Genomic DNA, 16,833 nt, shown 5'->3' with positions numbered 1-16,833 from the left:
CAAATTAGCAAGCTGAGATTTCATAAATCCATTAAAATTTCTCTTCCTTGACCTGCCACATCCGGGCCGACCAATCCCCGGTCTTCAAGATCATCCATAATACGTGCCGCTCGATTATAACCAATACTTAATTTCCGTTGTAAATTAGAAGTGGATGCTCTCTTCGTTGAACGAATGATCTCAATTGCTTTTTTGGTCATTGGATCATCATCAGAATCGTCGCTCCCTCCAAGAACGTCCTCTTCTCCGGCTGAATCGATTTGGTCCCTGACTTCTTCTATAATCTGTGGAGGTCCGTTAATTTTAAGAAAATCAACTATTCCATTAATTTCATCATCACTCACAAAAGCACCCTGCGCTCTCGCAAAGGTTGAACTACCTGGAGGAATGAATAACATATCACCCTTACCGATCAGAGCCTCTGCACCCTTGCCGTCCAAAATAGTCATACTGTCCCGATAAGAAGCAACTCGAAAGGATATACGACTAGGCAAATTTGCCTTGATCACACCCGTTATGACATTAACCGAGGGTCTTTGCGTAGCTATTATTAGGTGGATTCCGGCAGCTCGCGCAAGTTGTGCAAGGCGGGCAATACCAGTCTCTACATCAGCCTGAGCAACCATCATCAAATCTGCCAATTCATCAATTATACAAACAATGTATGGAAGCTTGTTTTCTGGTATCTCGAGGGCATCATCATCCCTGGGCACTTCAATTGAACTAAGTGCCGCACGTTCCTCTGGAGTCATTAGTGCGTCCAATAATTGAGCTTTCTCTTTTTCTGCCTTATCTTTGAGTATTTTCGCGTTGAATCCAGCAATATTCCGAACGCCGATTTTGGAAAAGATTTGGTACCGCCTCTCCATTTCGATTAAAAGCCACTTTAATGCACCTGGAACTTTTTTTGGCTCCGTTACAACAGGTATCAACATATGAGGTAAATCATTATAAACCTTCATTTCGACTATCTTCGGGTCAACCATGATGAAGCGGACATCTTCTGGGCTGGAATGGTAACATAAGGAAGCAATTATTGCATTTATACATACGGTTTTTCCTGAACCAGTTGAGCCAGCGACAAGCAAATGCGGCATTTTAGTAAGATCAGCAACTAGCGGTCTTCCGCTCGCTTCTTTTCCTAAAACAATGGGTATCTCTGCACCTGCCTCATGCCAAGCTTTTGACTGCAGTATTTCCTTCATACATACAGGCATCGGTGTTGCATTAGGAACCTCAATGCCAACGCAACCCTTCCCGGGCACGGGTGCAAGGATGCGCACGCTTTCAGCTTTTAATGCCATCGCTAAATTCTTGTCCAAATTAGCAATTTTTTCAACGCGTACACCAGCGGCAGGATGTAAATCGTATCTTGTTATAACCGGGCCAGTATGTACTTCGCCCATTTCAACCTCAATTTTGAATTCCCTTAAAGTGTCTTGAAGTCTTTTTGCTTTCAGAATGTGATCATCATCTCCAATCGCTTCTTCTTCCGGAGGTTCCATTAGTAACTCCATGGGGGGAAAATGATAATCGCCTTTTCTCTCGGGAAATAGATCGCCTGCTTTTTCAGTTTTGGCAGCTCTAACTACCTTGAAACCTTCCATACCTTCATTCGTTTCTGAATTCGAATCTTGCCCAGTAGTATCAACAATCGGTTCAATTTTTTCAATAGGTATATCGATGGGTTTCTTTGCTTCAGGTTCTTGAGAAATAGTTGGTTCGATTTTGTTACTTTTCTTTTCGTCAGGCCCACTCCTTACCGAATCAGTATTGACAGCTTTAACTTTTACCGGAGATTTTTCACTGGAATTCTCTTTAGAAACATCACCAAATAACAAATCTTCGTCCCCATCATCTGAACTCCAAGGGAGTTTCCATTTTTTCTTTTTGTCCTCTTTATTGGACACCTCGATCTCATCTGGAACATTTTTCTCTTTAGGCTCTTTGGTTTGAGTTTCCTTGCTGCTTTCCGCTCCATTTTGTTTCAAAAATTCTTTCCCTATTTTTATACGAGTCAGAAAAAACTGGAGTGGTGAGAAAGAGAAGTGAATGGAAAGGCAAAAAAACAGAATACAAAGTGCCAACATCGTTGCCCCTAAACTACCCAGCCATAGTCTTAAAAATCCGCCAACCTGCTCCTCCGGTTGAGAGCTTATCGGTTGACCTGAATATATGAAGGCACCAACAGAACCTCCAGCGCCATGAACATAAATGTTAGGATTAAAAAGACTACTCTTACCGTCTTCGCGAATTTGAACATCACGAATATTGGCTAAAATACAAATTGAAAGAATTGATAATGCAATTGTTACAAATTTGCTCAGTTTCTCTTTATTTTGAGTTTTTCTAAACGAAAGAAAGGATAAAGTTCCAAAAAGCCAAGGCAACAACCATGCAGAAATGCCAAAAATACCGAGAATATTACTTGCTAAGGATAATCCAACTTGTCCCAATAACGGTGAGTTTTGCGTAGGGGGTGATGAATGAAAGCTACCTGGGTCGTAATCACAAAGTGAAACAAAACTCAAAATAGAAATAATACCAAAAACAAAACCTAAGGTTGCTTGCTTTTCAGGAGTTGCCTTCTTAATGCCAACTTGTTTTTCAATAATTGCTTTAGTCATTCAACTCCCTACAATGCTAACATTCTAGCATAATTTTTAATCCACCACATATTCTTATAAAATACAATTCTATGACTATTATCAAGTTTGAACCTATTTATAAAGAAAGACCGTGGGGGGGAACCTCGCTTAGTACTTTCTTTAAAAGAGAAATAAAACTAGACTCCGATAAAGTGGGTGAGTCATGGGATATTGTAGATCGCAATGAAGCACAATCAATCGCATTAAACGATTTGTACGAAGGGATGCCACTAAGGGAGATTATCGCAAACAACTGCGATACAATTATGGGGCCTATTTGGCAAAAAGAGGCAAGGTTCCCGATTTTAGTAAAATGGCTTGATTGCCATGAAAGACTCAGCTTACAAGTTCATCCACCCGAGAGTATTGCATCTGCACTTCATGGTGAACCAAAAACTGAAAATTGGTATGTGGCAAATGCTACGGGAGATGCTGGTTTGTTTATCGGGTTTAAAGAAACTACAAACAAGGAATATTTCAAAAAAGCACTTGCAAATAAAGATGCGGAAAACCTATGCCACAGAATAGAATCTAAAGAAGGCGACTCCGTTCTCGTCGAAAGTGGTCGAATTCATGCAATTGACGGAGGGAACTTAATACTTGAAATTCAACAAAACTCAGATACCACATACAGGGTCTATGATTGGGGAAGAATTGACCAGAATAACAGATCTCGAACACTTCATATCGAAGAATCTTTAAAGAGTATAAATTTTAATGATATAAATCCTACTCTACTCAATACTCAGAATTCTGAAGGAATTCTAACCTTGGCCGACTGCAAATTTTTCAGGATTAAAAAATACAGTTTAGAAAAAGGAACAATGATAAATCTTAAAGTTGCAGACATAGATTGCTCCATTATTCACCTAATCTCAGGTTCTATTCAGATCGGTACCGATTTAATAAAAAAAGGGGAGCAAGTCCTATCCCCTTTTTCATCGGAATGCAATGTAACCCTCTTAAGCGATTCAGTTTTCTTAGTAACGGACCAATTTGTAAATGAATATAACTTAGGCGGGCTTGTTTCCAATTGACCCCAAGTCCCAATCAAGATTTTTTGATTGGTTTAATATTATACTTTGAATTATGGAAGACCCTCAAGAAAACAACATAGATGATAATGGTACTAGTGACAAAGTCAGTGATGATAACTCCGGTCATTCAGACGAGAGCACGGCAGCTAAAGCTGATGAAGAATCACAGGATAGGTTAGAAACTAAACTGACAGAAGCTTACGGCAAACAGGATGACCTTCAAAACAAATACCTTCGAGTTCATGCTGACTTAGAAAATATTAAAAAAAGAGCAATTAGAGAGCGAGAGGATGCTGTACAAAGAACACGCACTCAACTTATAGGCGACTTGTTGCCCATAATTGACTCTTTTAAAATGGGTCTTTCTGAAGCATCAAAACATGACGAGGCCAAAAGCTATGTCGAAGGCTTTGCTATGGCAACGAACCAATTAGAAAGTATTCTCAGCGAATACGGGCTGAGTATTATAGAGCCAACGGACCAGGCCTTTGATGCTAAATTTCATGAAGCAATAAGTTATGAAGAATCAGAAGATATGGAAGATGGTATTGTGATAAAAACCATTCGAAACGGATATAAATTAGGTGAAAAACTCTTAAGACCGGCAAGCGTCGTTCTTTCAAAAAAAATAAAAGAAGAAAACTAAAATTTTATTTATGTCAGATAAAGACTACTACCAAGTTCTCGGCGTAGAACGAAACTCAACGGAAGCCGATATTAAAAAAGCATATCGAAAACTAGCAATTAAGTTTCATCCAGATAAAAACCCCGGGGACTCAGAGTCAGAAGAAAAATTTAAGGAAATTTCTGCTGCTTTCGAAATTTTAAAAGATCCAGATAAAAGAAGAAAGTACGATCAGTATGGGCATGATGCATTCCGGGGGGGTCCTAGTGGTGGACAAGGGGTAGATCCATTTGACCTTTTTCGAGATGCATTTGGAGGTGGATCGGGTGGTGGTAACAGCGGTTTTGGTAGTATATTTGAAGATTTTTTTGGAGGTGGCAACTCCGCTAGTGCCAATGAAGGCACGAGGGGTTCAGATTTAAGGGTAAGCGTTGATATCTCGCTCGAACAGGCCGCAAAAGGTGTCGAAAAAGAAATTAAGTATCAACACCATGCGACATGTAAGGAATGCACAGGATCAGGAGCCACGAGCGGATCAGGGAAATCTATGTGTTCAACTTGTGGAGGGATTGGGCAGGTTGCATCCAATCAAGGATTCATAAGCATTAGAAGAACATGCCCAGCCTGTCGCGGAAGTGGAGTCACCATTGAAAACCCCTGCCAGGCATGCAGAGGAGATGGAAGAATAAAATCTCCAGATAAAGTGAAGGTAAATATACCACCCGGAGTAAGTGACGGAAATCGACTTTGCTCGAGAGGAAGAGGAGATGCAGGCTCGATGGGAGGACCTGCCGGTGACCTTTATGTTGATGTAAGGATCAAAGAACATCCAAAATTTGACCGAGATGACGACGATCTATTTCATGATCTATTAATACCTTTTACTCTAGCTACATTGGGTGGTGTTGCCCAAGTTCCTACACTCGAAGGGAAGGTATCTCTTAAAATCCCTGGCGGAACGCAGGCAAATAAAACTTTTAGAATTAAAGATAAAGGAATGCCAAATCTAAGATCACCTTCACGAAAAGGAGATCTTTATGCTAGAATAATCATTCATGTACCGCAAAAGTTAACTAAATTACAGAGAGAAAAATTGGTTGATTTTGCGAAAGCGTCCGGCGAAGAAGATCTTCAAGCAGATGAGGGATTTTTAGAAAAAGCGAAAAGATTATTTGATTAATTTGTATTTTGGATAAAAACCTGATTAAAAATTCGGCGGTATCATTACAAGATGCCGTGAGCTTTAGGAATAAGGCAAAGAAAGAAAAGAAAACTTTTGTGTTAACAAACGGATGCTTTGACCTCTTACATAGTGGTCATGTTTTTTCATTAATAGAAGCAAGTAAGCTAGGAGATTACCTATGGGTAGCGATTAATTCTGACTCTAGCATAAAAAACCTGAAGGGACCAAAACGGCCAATTGTAAACGAAATTGATCGTGCCTATTTACTAACTAGTCTTCAATGTGTTGCGGGTGTAACTATTTTTGATTCTACAAGACTGGTTGATGAGATTCTTCTTCTTAAACCGGATATCTATGCAAAGGCAGGAGATTATGATGAATCGAAAATTAATACCGCCGAGCACGAAGCTTTAAAGGAAGTGAAATCAAAAATTGAATTCGTATCTTTCTTGCCTGGAAGAAGTACATCGTCTCTAATAAATAATATAGTTTCAAATTTTGATTAATCGATTTAAATGAGAATTGTTATTTTAGGATCAGGTGAGGGTACAAATGCAGTTGCAATTATGAAAGCTGCAATAGAGCAACAGTTAGGAGAAGCTGAGATTGTAGGTGTCTTCTCTGACGTAAGAGAAGCAATGATTTTAGAACATGCAAAAAGTTTTAATTTTTCCTCCAATTACCTGGATCCTGGAAATCAAAAAACTATAATTAGCGTGACAGAGGAAGATAAATGGATCCATTCAATCCAAGAATTAAATCCTGATTTAATTGTGCTCGCAGGATTTATGAGGATTTTAAAACCGAAATTTTTATCAGAATTCAAAAATAAAATCATTAACCTCCACCCAAGTTTATTACCAAGTTTTCCAGGATTAAATTCTATCGAGAGGGCATTTAATAAGAAGGTTAAAATTACCGGGTGTACAGTCCACTGGGTAAACGAAGAAATTGATGGCGGTGAAATAATCGCACAGGCACCGGTACGAATAATGAATGGAGATGTACTCGAACTTGTGAAGCAAAAGGTAAACGCAGCGGAGCATATGTTACTGCCATGGGTTATACGTGATCTAGCTATTGGGGTGATTCCTTTTATAGAATGATCAAAGTTCATTTACCAATTGAGGAAAATTTAGTAGAACAATTAGAGGATGCACTATACGAAATTACGCCACACAATTGGGTTTTGCATTTCCGCCATTCGAAGAGCACTTCATTTCTAGAAGGTTATTTCGATACTTCCTTGGATGCGGAAGAATCCTTAAAAGAATTATTTTATACATTAGAAATAATAGAGATACCTGAATTATTGATTTCTGAACTCGATCAAGAAGACTGGGTCAACTCCTATAAAAAACATTTTCATCCATGGTCTATTGGTACATTCCATTGGGTCCCGATTTGGTGTAAAAAAAGTTATATTATACCGAAGGATAACTTTAGGTTATTCCTTGATCCAGGTATGGCCTTTGGTACAGGGAATCATGAGACTACAAAATTGTGCCTGGAAGAGATTGTAGAATTAAACGAGAAAATTCCAAATCATTTGAAACATAATTTTTTGGATATCGGATGCGGGTCCGGTATACTTGCATTAACAGCCAGTATTCTAGGTTTTGAAGAAATTCTTGCTATTGATAATGATCCGCTTGCAATTAAAGTCTCACAAGAAAACGCGGAAATGAATGATAACAACAAGGTTAATTTTAAAACGGCCGATTTAGATACAGTAACAGGAAATAAAAGATACAACTTTGTAGTCGCAAATATTCAAGCTGATATTCTACAAAAAAATGCAGAAACCTTGATTACATTAGTTAATAACGATGGGGTGCTGATATTATCCGGAATACTCAGTAAAGAATGCTCAGAGTTGGATCAGTACTTTAAAGCAACACTGAAAAAACTGGGTGTTGACTCCAAAACCGTTATTAAAAAAATGAACGATTGGAGCTTGATTAGGATACAGATGTTGAATGCAAATTAATCAACCACCCAGGTAGGTCAAAGCTCTCGGTATTGGTAAAGTATAAAATGCGAACCTGTCGATGCCAAGTGATTCAATCTTTTCTTCCACAGTAGTTCTTAATCCATCAACACTATTTGGGCCAACTGAAGTATAAACTAGTGCCCATTCTTCATTTTGTTGTTGGTCACTATCAGAATCTACCATCACGCCAAAATTCGTGCTCACACCAGGAGCACCAGAAGCGAGAACTGCATCATACACTTCTGAGTAATTATCTCTCGGAATTATACAATAAATACCAACTAAATTTTCTAAATAAGTGGTTTTAAGAGTTTTACCCTTTTGAGCATCAATCGACTGCCTCCAATCTTTATCACCCTTAAGGTCATCGAGTGCTGCGATAATTTGTTCCATGTTTGCTCCATGTGCAGAAGATGAAACCGTACTGGAGACATTGATCAGTCCAGAACTAACAGGAATCGAATACATAAAGCCTCTACCAGGTTCTGTAATTCGCCCTGCTCTAGCCATATCGGCAAAAATTGCGTCTGAATCAGATTTGTCGACTACGCACCATACGAATTCCTTTTCTGGACCTTTTGTAATTCGTAAAATAGGAATTTTATCTCTAACTCCTCCTCCTTCACCAAAGGTAACAGTAGGACCAGGAGCACCGTTTTGTAGTGCCGCCTTTGCAATATCATCTGCAACACCTATTTCACAAATACAACAAATTGCCTCCAAGTTACCGGAGGAAGTATTGGTGTCGTTACTTTCAGAATCTCCTATATTCGTAGGGAAATTCTTTGAAAAATGAGCATCATTACATGAGATTGTAAATACTGCACCACCCCCTACTTTATCAAGATTACCAACTTCAATTGCTTTGTCTGAGATTTCCTCAATCTTTGAGTTTGGAACCAAAGCTTGTAGCAACTGCTGCTCAGGTGCAGGGGGAGGGAACATTTTCTGCAAAAAACCGCCTTCGTTTAAAACGGAACCTCTTGCACTAATTTGAACAATCCCTTTTGCACCTGCTTCCGAGATTGCCTTGGCAACATGCCCTACGGATTCTTTTGGTAAGATTAGTGTCAATAAAGACACACTATTGCTAATTGTAAGTTCGCTCATATTATGCAGTCTCCATTGAATTTTCAATACTCTCAGATGCGCTCGGCTTTTTCTTCACTAATAGTCCTACAGTTAGAACTGTTATGATTGGTCCAACAGATGCTAATGAAAGAACACCAAATCCGTCAATTGCACCTGTTTTAGCACCGATGCCTAATCCCATTGCGAGTACAAGCGGAACTGTAATTGGTCCTGTAGTTACCCCTGCACTATCCCAACCAAAATTTACAAAATCTTCACTTGAGAAATATGTAAGGACGAGGAGAAATGCGTAAGGCGGTATTAATAAATACCAAAGTTCTAAATTAAAAGCAATCTTAGCAACACCAGTGGCAATACCAAGAGCAACCCCTGTTGCAACTGCTTGCATCAGCAGATTCTTCTTAAACGCTCCCACGGTTATTTTTTCTACGGTTGAACCTAATGCATTAAGTGCTGGTTCTGCAAGTGTTGCACCATACCCTAGAATAAAACCGAAAAGGATCGCTAAGCATTTTCCGGCAGTCGACGTTTTGAAGAGAGGTTCTACAAAACCTTCGCTTTGCCATGGTTGTATAGAGGTAAAACTAGATACAACATTTCCACCCAACTGTTCTCCAAGGGGTGTTAATCCAAGTGCGATACCAAGATTGAATAAACACATACCAATAACAGCACATGCGATACCGATAAATAACTCATCTAAATGTTTAGGTTTTTGCCTTAGTCCACCCATTAATACAAGTAAAAGAATCGAACACAATGGAACAATTGCCCATACAGCTCCTTCCAATGCTCCCCTATCTTGATCAGGGCCATCAAGCTCGCCGTTTTTCTTAGTGTAATCTATCACTCCACTCTCCTTGACACTGTAAAAATCTTCACCTGCATCTAATATCCCGTTTCCGTTTTTATCTTCTTCGGGCTTAAAAGTATTTGGGAAGAAATCAAATTTATTAGTAAATGCAGTCGCAATATCAGCATCCTCATCCCAAACGCCGTCCGGTGCCTTAAATCCTTCTCTTACCACATAAGTCTTGGCTCCCTGAACCTCAACATTCTCGCGGGAATCATCATTATCCCCCCCAATTGAGTTGGGTACAATTTTACCCTCCGTTATTCTTGTCTTTAAAGCATAGCCTTCTGGTAATTTATGAAATTCTTGAAGATATTTATCAACTGATTCCCTCTCCGCACTTGAAAGAGACCAAAATAATTCGGTCTCATCAATGGCACCTGAAGCGGCTAATCTTTCAGCAGCAACAATATCCCCATATTGCTGAAGGTCCTTTGGGTAGTTTTTACCGTACTCGCCGGCATTGATATGCCAATCAGCCTTTGAGTGCTTAGCCATGTAGTAATTGTCTCCGTTGAAAAGAAACAAAGCGTAACACATCACTGCCAAAATTGGGAAAAGGGAAGCGAGTGTAACGACGCCAAAACCAGTGTTGCTTGAGCCTCCAGTTGAAACGATACGGCAAACACCAATCCCAAGAGCCAAAACAAGGGGTACTGTAACAGGGCCTGTTGTAACTGCTCCACAATCCCAAGCAAGTCCAAGTACATGCCTTAACCTATCATCGGAAAACTGCATGTAGAGAGTAATGCACGATAAAACAACAACCCCTACATAAATAAAGGGCTTCAATGACCACCCTTTGTAAAACCTCAAAACACCAAGTAATACTGCAATACCCACACCAACACCCACACAATTAACGAGCATGGCTGCTCCTGTGTTAAGTATTGTCCAAAGTAATGGTGCAGCAGTTGGGTCAACCCCAGATCCTGCTGCTCGAAGTACTCCAATCGCTGGTTCGGCAAAAGTTGCAAAAGCTCCCAAAACAAAACCGAAAGCCAAACTAGCAGGCAAGCAAGGAATACCGAGTATTTTCTTCCTCGGTAAAGTAGAACCTAGTGTCTCGCCTAATGGCATTAAGCCAAGTCTTAAGCCCTCCATAAAAAAGGCTAATCCGACAATCACAATGAGAATACCGACGGCAATCATTAGTGAGTACACAATTGGTAAACCCAGTACCAGTATTTGAAAGACTACCAGATACATAATGATGAACCAAACGCACTGAATCTGTTCAATGACTTTATCTTTCGCGAAAGATAAAAGAATACTTATTTTTTGTTGCATGCTTAACTGCAACTTACTTTGGTCAGATGATTGTTCTGGTGCCATAATATGAGGTGGTATTTTAAGAATTAGAAAACTTAATAAACTTTAAAAGATAGGTTTGTTCACTTTTTGGCAAACCTAAAAAATAATTCAGTTTATAGACTCCAAGAACAATTTGCCAAAGTAAGAGAGATCTTATTATTGCCAGTATTCAAGCTGACTGGGACACTCCAAGTCACTCCTACCTTTCCTAAGGATGCAGTGCCAATCACAAAATATTTTCCTGCTGGCAGACCATCTAGCATAGCCGATCCATCCACATCAGTACGTACTCTTTTACCCTCTCCTCTATCTTCAAAATTTAGCAATAATGACCTGATTTTTTTATGTACATCAGGAAATAGGAATGCATTTTTTCTGGAACGTGCCCAAAGCTCAGCGTAAGTATCGATACCGGAGTAGTTTGCTAATTCAATCCCCCCTTTCCTCATAATATTTTCTAAACTGATCGGTAAGATAAAAAATTCCGTATAGAAAGCTTCTTTACTTTTCCCATTTAATGCGGTGACAACTGCCTCAAATCGCAACTTACATTGACCGGTTCTTTTTTGACTAATCGGATTAATATTTCTCGAGGGGTAGGAATTAATTGAAGAAAATGTGGGAAGTAATTCAGATTTATTAGTGGTGGGTGATAATTCTAAGTCGCTAATTCTTCCCTCAAGAGAGTCATTTCGGTATCTTAAACTTTTTAATTCTTCTGATTTTAATGCTAAATTATTTTTAAGTTTCTTTACCTCTGACTTTAACGAATCTAATTGAGTGCTAGGACCTTTACTGAGATCATCGGTATTACTATCCCGATAGAGATCCCCTTTAATCCTTTTAATTTCAGAAATTAACTCATCGTTTAACTGCGAAAGAGCAGCTATAGTTTGGTCCTTGTTGTTATTAATCTTTCTTAAATCTTCGATTGATTTTTGTCGCTGGATTGAATGTACCTCCAAGTTTTTCAAAGCAGTTTCTGCCTCTAATTCTTTGGTCATTTTAGCACCTATTGGAATGGGCTCGCTTTTCACTTCTGAATGATCCTTATCAGTAGTGAAATCAGAAGCACCTGCAACATCGATTGCGACTACATTACTATCCTGACTCAACAGACTTTCGAAATCTAATTCATCGAGTCTTGAACGGTCTATACTAACCCCCTCCTCGAAATCCTTGATTTCGCCCGCCTCAGGTGTAGTTGTATCAGAGGGATGTGCTTGGCCATCGTCATGTTCCGAACATGATGCAACGGTCAAAATTAATAGCACCGAATTGGCAATGTATAAATGTTTCATTTATCAGGGTAATGGATAAGATTAGAAAAATTAAGCAAAATCTTTGATGATATCTTTGCAAGCAAAATTAATTTCTTAAATCTTATTGTTTGCAAATTTGTCCTCTAATCTATGTGCTAAAAGTCCATTATGTCTCAATTATCTCAAGAAGAGGCTGGATTACTCACTCAGGAAAATCGTTTTCTTAAACAAACGATTTTAAATCTTAGAACTGAGTTAGAAAGGGCATCTGATGAACAACTTTCCGTATTACAATCCAATACTTTAGAGTTTTCAAAAGAAATCAAAGATTTAAAGCAGATTATCGAAAAGCAAAGAGATGAAAATGAAAAAATTGCTGGCGTAGCAGAGGATGAAAAACAATCGATTCGATCATCCAACATTCAAAATGAAAACCAGCTAAAAGAAGTAATTAAAAACTTAAGGTTAGAACTTGAAATTACCCGTTCAAAATCAGAAGAAACTATACAAAAAGCAATTGGTCAGGAAAATCAATTAAACTTAGGACTAAAGAAAAGCCTTTTGGAAATTCGTCATGCATTAGACCAATCAGAGGCAGAAAAAAGTGATATTGAACAAAAAGCCAAACGGAGCGCTCAGCAAGAAATTCAACAATTGCAAAAATCGTCACAGTCACTGCGAGAAAAAATCGAGTCCATCCAATCAGATAATGAAGAAAAGCTCCAAAAAACTCGCTCTTCTTCACTCAATGAGATCAATGACCTGAAGAAAACAATTAAGGCCTTGCGCATGGAGGTGGAGGGAGCAGAAAACCGTAAACTTGATGCAATACAAAAAATTAATTCAACTAATATTTCTGAAGTCGCTTCACTAAAAGCAACACTCTTGTTAGCCAGAGAAAAATTGGAAAGACACCAAAACGAACAAGATGAAAAAGTTCAAAAAATAAACAGTTCCAATTCCAGAGAAATCAATTCACTCAAATCAACAATCCAACACCTACGGGTAGAACTGGAAAATACACTTTCTAAAGAAGCAATCAATGTTCAAAAAGCGGTAGCACTTGGACAGGATGAAATTCGACAGCTAAAGGCATCTCTTTCTTTATCCCGTGACAACCTAGAGCTTTCAAAAGCAAGAGAAGAGGATCGAATTCAAAAAGCAAGTGCCACTGCCCAAAAAGAGATAAGCTCATTAAAAAGAACGATTTCGGAAATTAGAGTAGAACTAGAAAGAGTAATAATTGAAAAAGACGAATCTGTGCAACTTGCTGTTTCCACTGCACAGAGCGAAATTCAACAATTAAAAAATTCTTTATCAATGGTTCGTAATAATTTAGAAAATTCTAAAGCAAGGGAGGAGGATAAAGTTCAGAAAGCTACTGCGGAGGCAAATATTTTAACAAGGACACTTCAAAGCACCGTTTCAGAACTAAGAGAGGAACTAGAAAAGAGCACTATTGAAAAGGAACAATCAGTCCAAGAAGCAGTCTCACTGTCTAACAAAGAAATTAATCAATTAAAGGGTTCTTTAGTCACTCTAAGAAATCAACTGGAGAAAGCACAGTTAGATACAGCAGCAGAAGTACAACGAGCCATTGCTACAAAAGAAAACGACATTCGCTCCCTCAAGGAATTAAGTTCTTCTTTGCGTGATGAACTAGATAGGGCACAAATTAAAGAAGAAGAAAATGTACAGAATGCCTACTCAAGTTCTCTTAACGAGATTAACCAATTAAAGAATTCCTTACAAAACTTACGCGACCAACTAGAATTATCAAAATCTCGCACGGAGGATAAAATTCAGAGAAACCTGTCAAGATCCGAAACTGAAATCAGTTCCCTTAGAAATACAATTAAAAACTTAAGGTTTGAACTTGAAAACGCACAACACAACGAAATCGAAATTGTTCAAAAAGTAGAAGCTACATTTTCCATTGAATTAAAGACGCTAAGAGAAAGCGTTTCACTAGGCAGAGACAAAATTGATAAACTGACTTTCGACAAACAGGATGCAATACAGCAGGCAGTTGCTTCCAGGGAAAGTGAAATTAAACTTTTGAAACTTAATATTTCGCAACTAAGAGAAGAATTAGATCTCAAGGGCATAGAAAAAGAAGAATCTTTACAGAAAGCAGTTTTTTCTACTTACAAAGAAAATGAGATTCTAAAGTTATCTATCTTATCTTTACGAACCCAAATGGACGAATTCAGGCAAAGGAAAGAAGATAAAAAGCAAAGAAGTATCGCATTAGCAGCAAGTGAAATTAAACAATTGAGAGAAAATGTAACTTCACTAAGATACGAAATAGAAAAATTAGAAATAAGTAAAGAAGATGCCATACAAAAAGCTGTCTCGACACAACAACGAGAAATCAATCATTTTAAAAGCATGGTAAATGCATTGAGAGATGAGATTGATTTAAAAAAGAATTTACATGAACAAAGTTTGCAGAAAAAAAACCAAATCAAAACAATGGAGTTTAAAGATCTGCAGGCAACAATCATTGAACTACGGGCTGAATTAGAGGATACCAATGCAAGATAAAGATCAAAATACAGAGAAAAAATCACATCCAAAGTCAAAAAGGACAGCCAGATTTTCTGACATGCTTCTGCAGGTCACCACTGACCTGGCCAAAACAAAAAGCTTGGACGAAGCTCTCGAAACGCTTGTCAAAATAACCACTTCGACGATTGGTGCAGAGAGAGGTACAATTTTTTTAAATGATGCTGCCACTGGGGAACTGTATTCAAGAATTGCGCAAGGCAGTTTTCGCAGAGAGATCAGAATTCTCAATACAAAAGGCGTCGCTGGATGGGTTTTTACACAAAATAAAGGTGCAATCATACATGATGCTTATAAAGATGACCGATTTAACAAAGCGGTTGATGTAAGAACAGGGTTTCGAACCAAAAGTATTCTTTGTGCTCCACTCCGAACTGTTTCAGGGGAAGAAATTGGTGTTTCCCAGATTTTAAATAAAATTGACGGAGAATTTGAACAGGATGACCTCGACCTGCTTGAGGCGATGACCGAACAGGCTGCAATTGCAATTCAAGGAAACATTATAGTTGAGCAAATCGAAGCAGCTCGAAAGCAGGAATTGGAATTTCTAGATGTAGTATCTCAGGTTTCCTCTGAATTGGAGCTCACCCCCCTACTCCAAAAAATCATCACCACTATTTCAACGATGCTCGATTGCGAAAGAGCAACTTTGTTTATTAACGATGAGAAAACAAATGAATTATATACTGAAGTGGGAGAAGGTCTTGATGAAAAGTCTGTTATTAAATTCCCCAATCATTTAGGTATTGCTGGTACTGTTTTTACATCCGCAAAGCCAGTTAATATTCCCCACGCATACGCGGACTTACGCTTTAATCCAAGTTTTGACAAACAGACAGGCTTTTTCACACGGTCTATCCTCTGCATGCCCGTCCTCAATAAAGAGGGTAAAACGATTGGAGTCAGCCAGGTTCTCAATAAAAGAGGAGGGGCATTTAATTCTGAAGATGAAAAACGACTAGGTGCTTTTACTTCGCAGATATCGATGGGAATTGAGAATGCAAAGCTTTTCGATGATGTCCAAAATCAAAAAAATTACTCGGAGAGTATCCTTTCAAGTATGCACGATGCGGTGTTAACTTTAGATGAACATGGAGTAATCAAAACTTGTAACAGTGCCGGTTTACGAATTCTGAAAGTCCCCATTTTATCAGAAATATTAGAAAAACCAGTAAAGGAATTTTTTGAGGGTCCTAATGATTGGTTGCTTAAAAAATTAGAATTAGTGGAAGAACAGGAAGAGTTTTTGGATGCAGAATTATCTATCGAAGGAGAAAAACTATCGGTAAATATTTCCTTAATGCCACTACTCGGACAAAAAAATGAGAACTTAGGCACAATGTTAATGATCGAAGACATTAGTTCCGAAAAAAGAATGAAGTCTACTATGTCGAGGTATATGGATCCAGAATTAGCTGATCAGCTTATGGCAGCTGGGGATGGAGATGATATAATGGGGGGTAAACAAAGCGTTGGAACAGTACTATTTTCTGATGTGAGAAGTTTTACTACAATTACAGAGGAACTCGGAGCACAGGGTACGGTAAAGCTACTCAATGATTACTTCACAATCATGGTGGACTGCATCACAGACGAGGGAGGGATGTTGGATAAATTCATTGGAGATGCGATGATGTGTATCTTTGGGACGCCTGTTGCCCACGATGATGACCCAGATCGAGCAGTTCGAGCTGCTATTCGAATGATGACAGATTTAAATGTCTTTAATGATAAGCGGGCATCAGAGGGCAAAATGCCCATAGATCATGGGATGGGGATAAACACCGACTCCATAGTTTCGGGTAATATTGGGTCGCCTAAAAGAATGGACTACACTGTTATTGGAGATGGGGTGAACCTCGCTGCCAGAATTGAAAGTGCCTGTAAGCAATATGGTGCACATATCTTAATTAGCGAATATACCCATAAAGCAGTGAAGGCAACATATCGGACCCGCCCGGTAGACTATGTTATTGTAAAAGGTAAAACAGAACCAGTTGGAATCTATGAGGTGCTTGATTTTCATAATGAAAACTCCTACCCAAACTTGGTCGACGCACTCGGTATTTTTAATGACGGATACCGATCATGGAACGAAGGGAAATGGGATCAAGCAATTAAATTATTTAAGAATGTTCAAAAAATTAATCCGCAAGATAAGGCAGCCCAATTATATTTGGACCGATGCGATCATATGAAAAAAAATCCACCTAAGGGGGATTGGGACGGAGTATGGGTAATGACCAGTAAATAGTATT

At 38.7% G+C, this 16,833-nt stretch carries 12 protein-coding genes; 8 read left to right on the top strand and 4 right to left on the bottom strand.

Annotated features, from left to right (window positions below; genetic code table 11):
- Positions 1–20: 20 nt before the first annotated feature.
- A complete protein-coding gene (locus ACKPQ5_RS00155) occupies positions 21–2,627 on the bottom strand; it encodes an FtsK/SpoIIIE family DNA translocase (RefSeq protein WP_407677058.1) in 2,607 nt (868 codons plus the stop codon).
- A gap of 71 nt (positions 2,628–2,698) precedes the next feature.
- Between ACKPQ5_RS00155 and ACKPQ5_RS00150 the strand changes: the two genes are divergently transcribed.
- The 6 genes from ACKPQ5_RS00150 to ACKPQ5_RS00125 are packed head-to-tail and all read left to right on the top strand — an operon-like array spanning position 2,699 to position 7,483.
- Positions 2,699–3,685: a type I phosphomannose isomerase catalytic subunit gene (locus ACKPQ5_RS00150; RefSeq protein WP_407677057.1), complete on the top strand. Its 987-nt coding sequence runs from the start codon at positions 2,699–2,701 to the stop codon at positions 3,683–3,685.
- Between the two features lie 52 nt (positions 3,686–3,737).
- Positions 3,738–4,331, top strand: a complete 594-nt coding sequence (locus ACKPQ5_RS00145) for a nucleotide exchange factor GrpE (protein WP_407677056.1) — start codon at positions 3,738–3,740, stop codon at positions 4,329–4,331.
- 10 nt (positions 4,332–4,341) lie between these two features.
- Entirely contained in the window at positions 4,342–5,490 is a 1,149-nt protein-coding gene (gene dnaJ / locus ACKPQ5_RS00140; RefSeq protein WP_407677055.1) for a molecular chaperone DnaJ, read from the top strand.
- Positions 5,491–5,498: 8 nt separating this feature from the next.
- Entirely contained in the window at positions 5,499–5,999 is a 501-nt protein-coding gene (locus tag ACKPQ5_RS00135; RefSeq protein WP_407677054.1) for an adenylyltransferase/cytidyltransferase family protein, read from the top strand.
- Between the two features lie 9 nt (positions 6,000–6,008).
- A complete protein-coding gene (gene purN / locus ACKPQ5_RS00130; RefSeq protein WP_407677053.1) occupies positions 6,009–6,599 on the top strand; it encodes a phosphoribosylglycinamide formyltransferase in 591 nt (196 codons plus the stop codon).
- Positions 6,596–7,483, top strand: a complete 888-nt coding sequence (locus ACKPQ5_RS00125; protein ID WP_407677052.1) for a 50S ribosomal protein L11 methyltransferase — start codon at positions 6,596–6,598, stop codon at positions 7,481–7,483. Before purN ends, ACKPQ5_RS00125 begins: the two co-directional genes overlap by 4 nt.
- On the opposite strand, the gene ACKPQ5_RS00120 is transcribed toward ACKPQ5_RS00125, so the two are convergent.
- The 3 genes from ACKPQ5_RS00120 to ACKPQ5_RS00110 all read right to left on the bottom strand — a co-directional run bounded on the left by ACKPQ5_RS00120 (position 7,484) and on the right by ACKPQ5_RS00110 (position 12,046).
- A complete protein-coding gene (locus ACKPQ5_RS00120; protein WP_407677051.1) occupies positions 7,484–8,596 on the bottom strand; it encodes a hypothetical protein in 1,113 nt (370 codons plus the stop codon).
- A 1-nt stretch (position 8,597) separates the two neighbouring features.
- Complete coding sequence (locus ACKPQ5_RS00115) at positions 8,598–10,766, bottom strand: DUF1538 domain-containing protein (protein WP_407677050.1); 2,169 nt, start codon at positions 10,764–10,766, stop codon at positions 8,598–8,600.
- Between the two features lie 92 nt (positions 10,767–10,858).
- Positions 10,859–12,046 carry a hypothetical protein gene (locus ACKPQ5_RS00110; protein WP_407677049.1) on the bottom strand — a complete coding sequence of 396 codons (1,188 nt, stop codon included), beginning with the start codon at positions 12,044–12,046 and terminating at the stop codon, positions 10,859–10,861.
- Between the two features lie 129 nt (positions 12,047–12,175).
- Here ACKPQ5_RS00110 and ACKPQ5_RS00105 point away from each other — a divergent pair, with 129 nt between their 5' ends.
- Together ACKPQ5_RS00105 and ACKPQ5_RS00100 are read left to right on the top strand one after the other, a co-directional pair.
- On the top strand, positions 12,176–14,554 hold the full coding sequence (locus ACKPQ5_RS00105) for a hypothetical protein (RefSeq protein WP_407677048.1): 2,379 nt from the start codon (positions 12,176–12,178) through the stop codon (positions 14,552–14,554).
- Positions 14,544–16,829 carry a GAF domain-containing protein gene (locus tag ACKPQ5_RS00100; protein WP_407677047.1) on the top strand — a complete coding sequence of 762 codons (2,286 nt, stop codon included), beginning with the start codon at positions 14,544–14,546 and terminating at the stop codon, positions 16,827–16,829. Before ACKPQ5_RS00105 ends, ACKPQ5_RS00100 begins: the two co-directional genes overlap by 11 nt.
- Positions 16,830–16,833 lie beyond the last annotated feature (4 nt).

Source organism: Candidatus Seribacter sulfatis, from assembly GCF_964187635.1.
In the GTDB taxonomy this organism is placed as follows: domain Bacteria; phylum Verrucomicrobiota; class Verrucomicrobiia; order Opitutales; family Seribacteraceae; genus Seribacter; species Seribacter sulfatis.
Note: the sequence above shows the minus strand (reverse complement) of the source record. Positions and strands in the feature narration are given on the sequence as shown.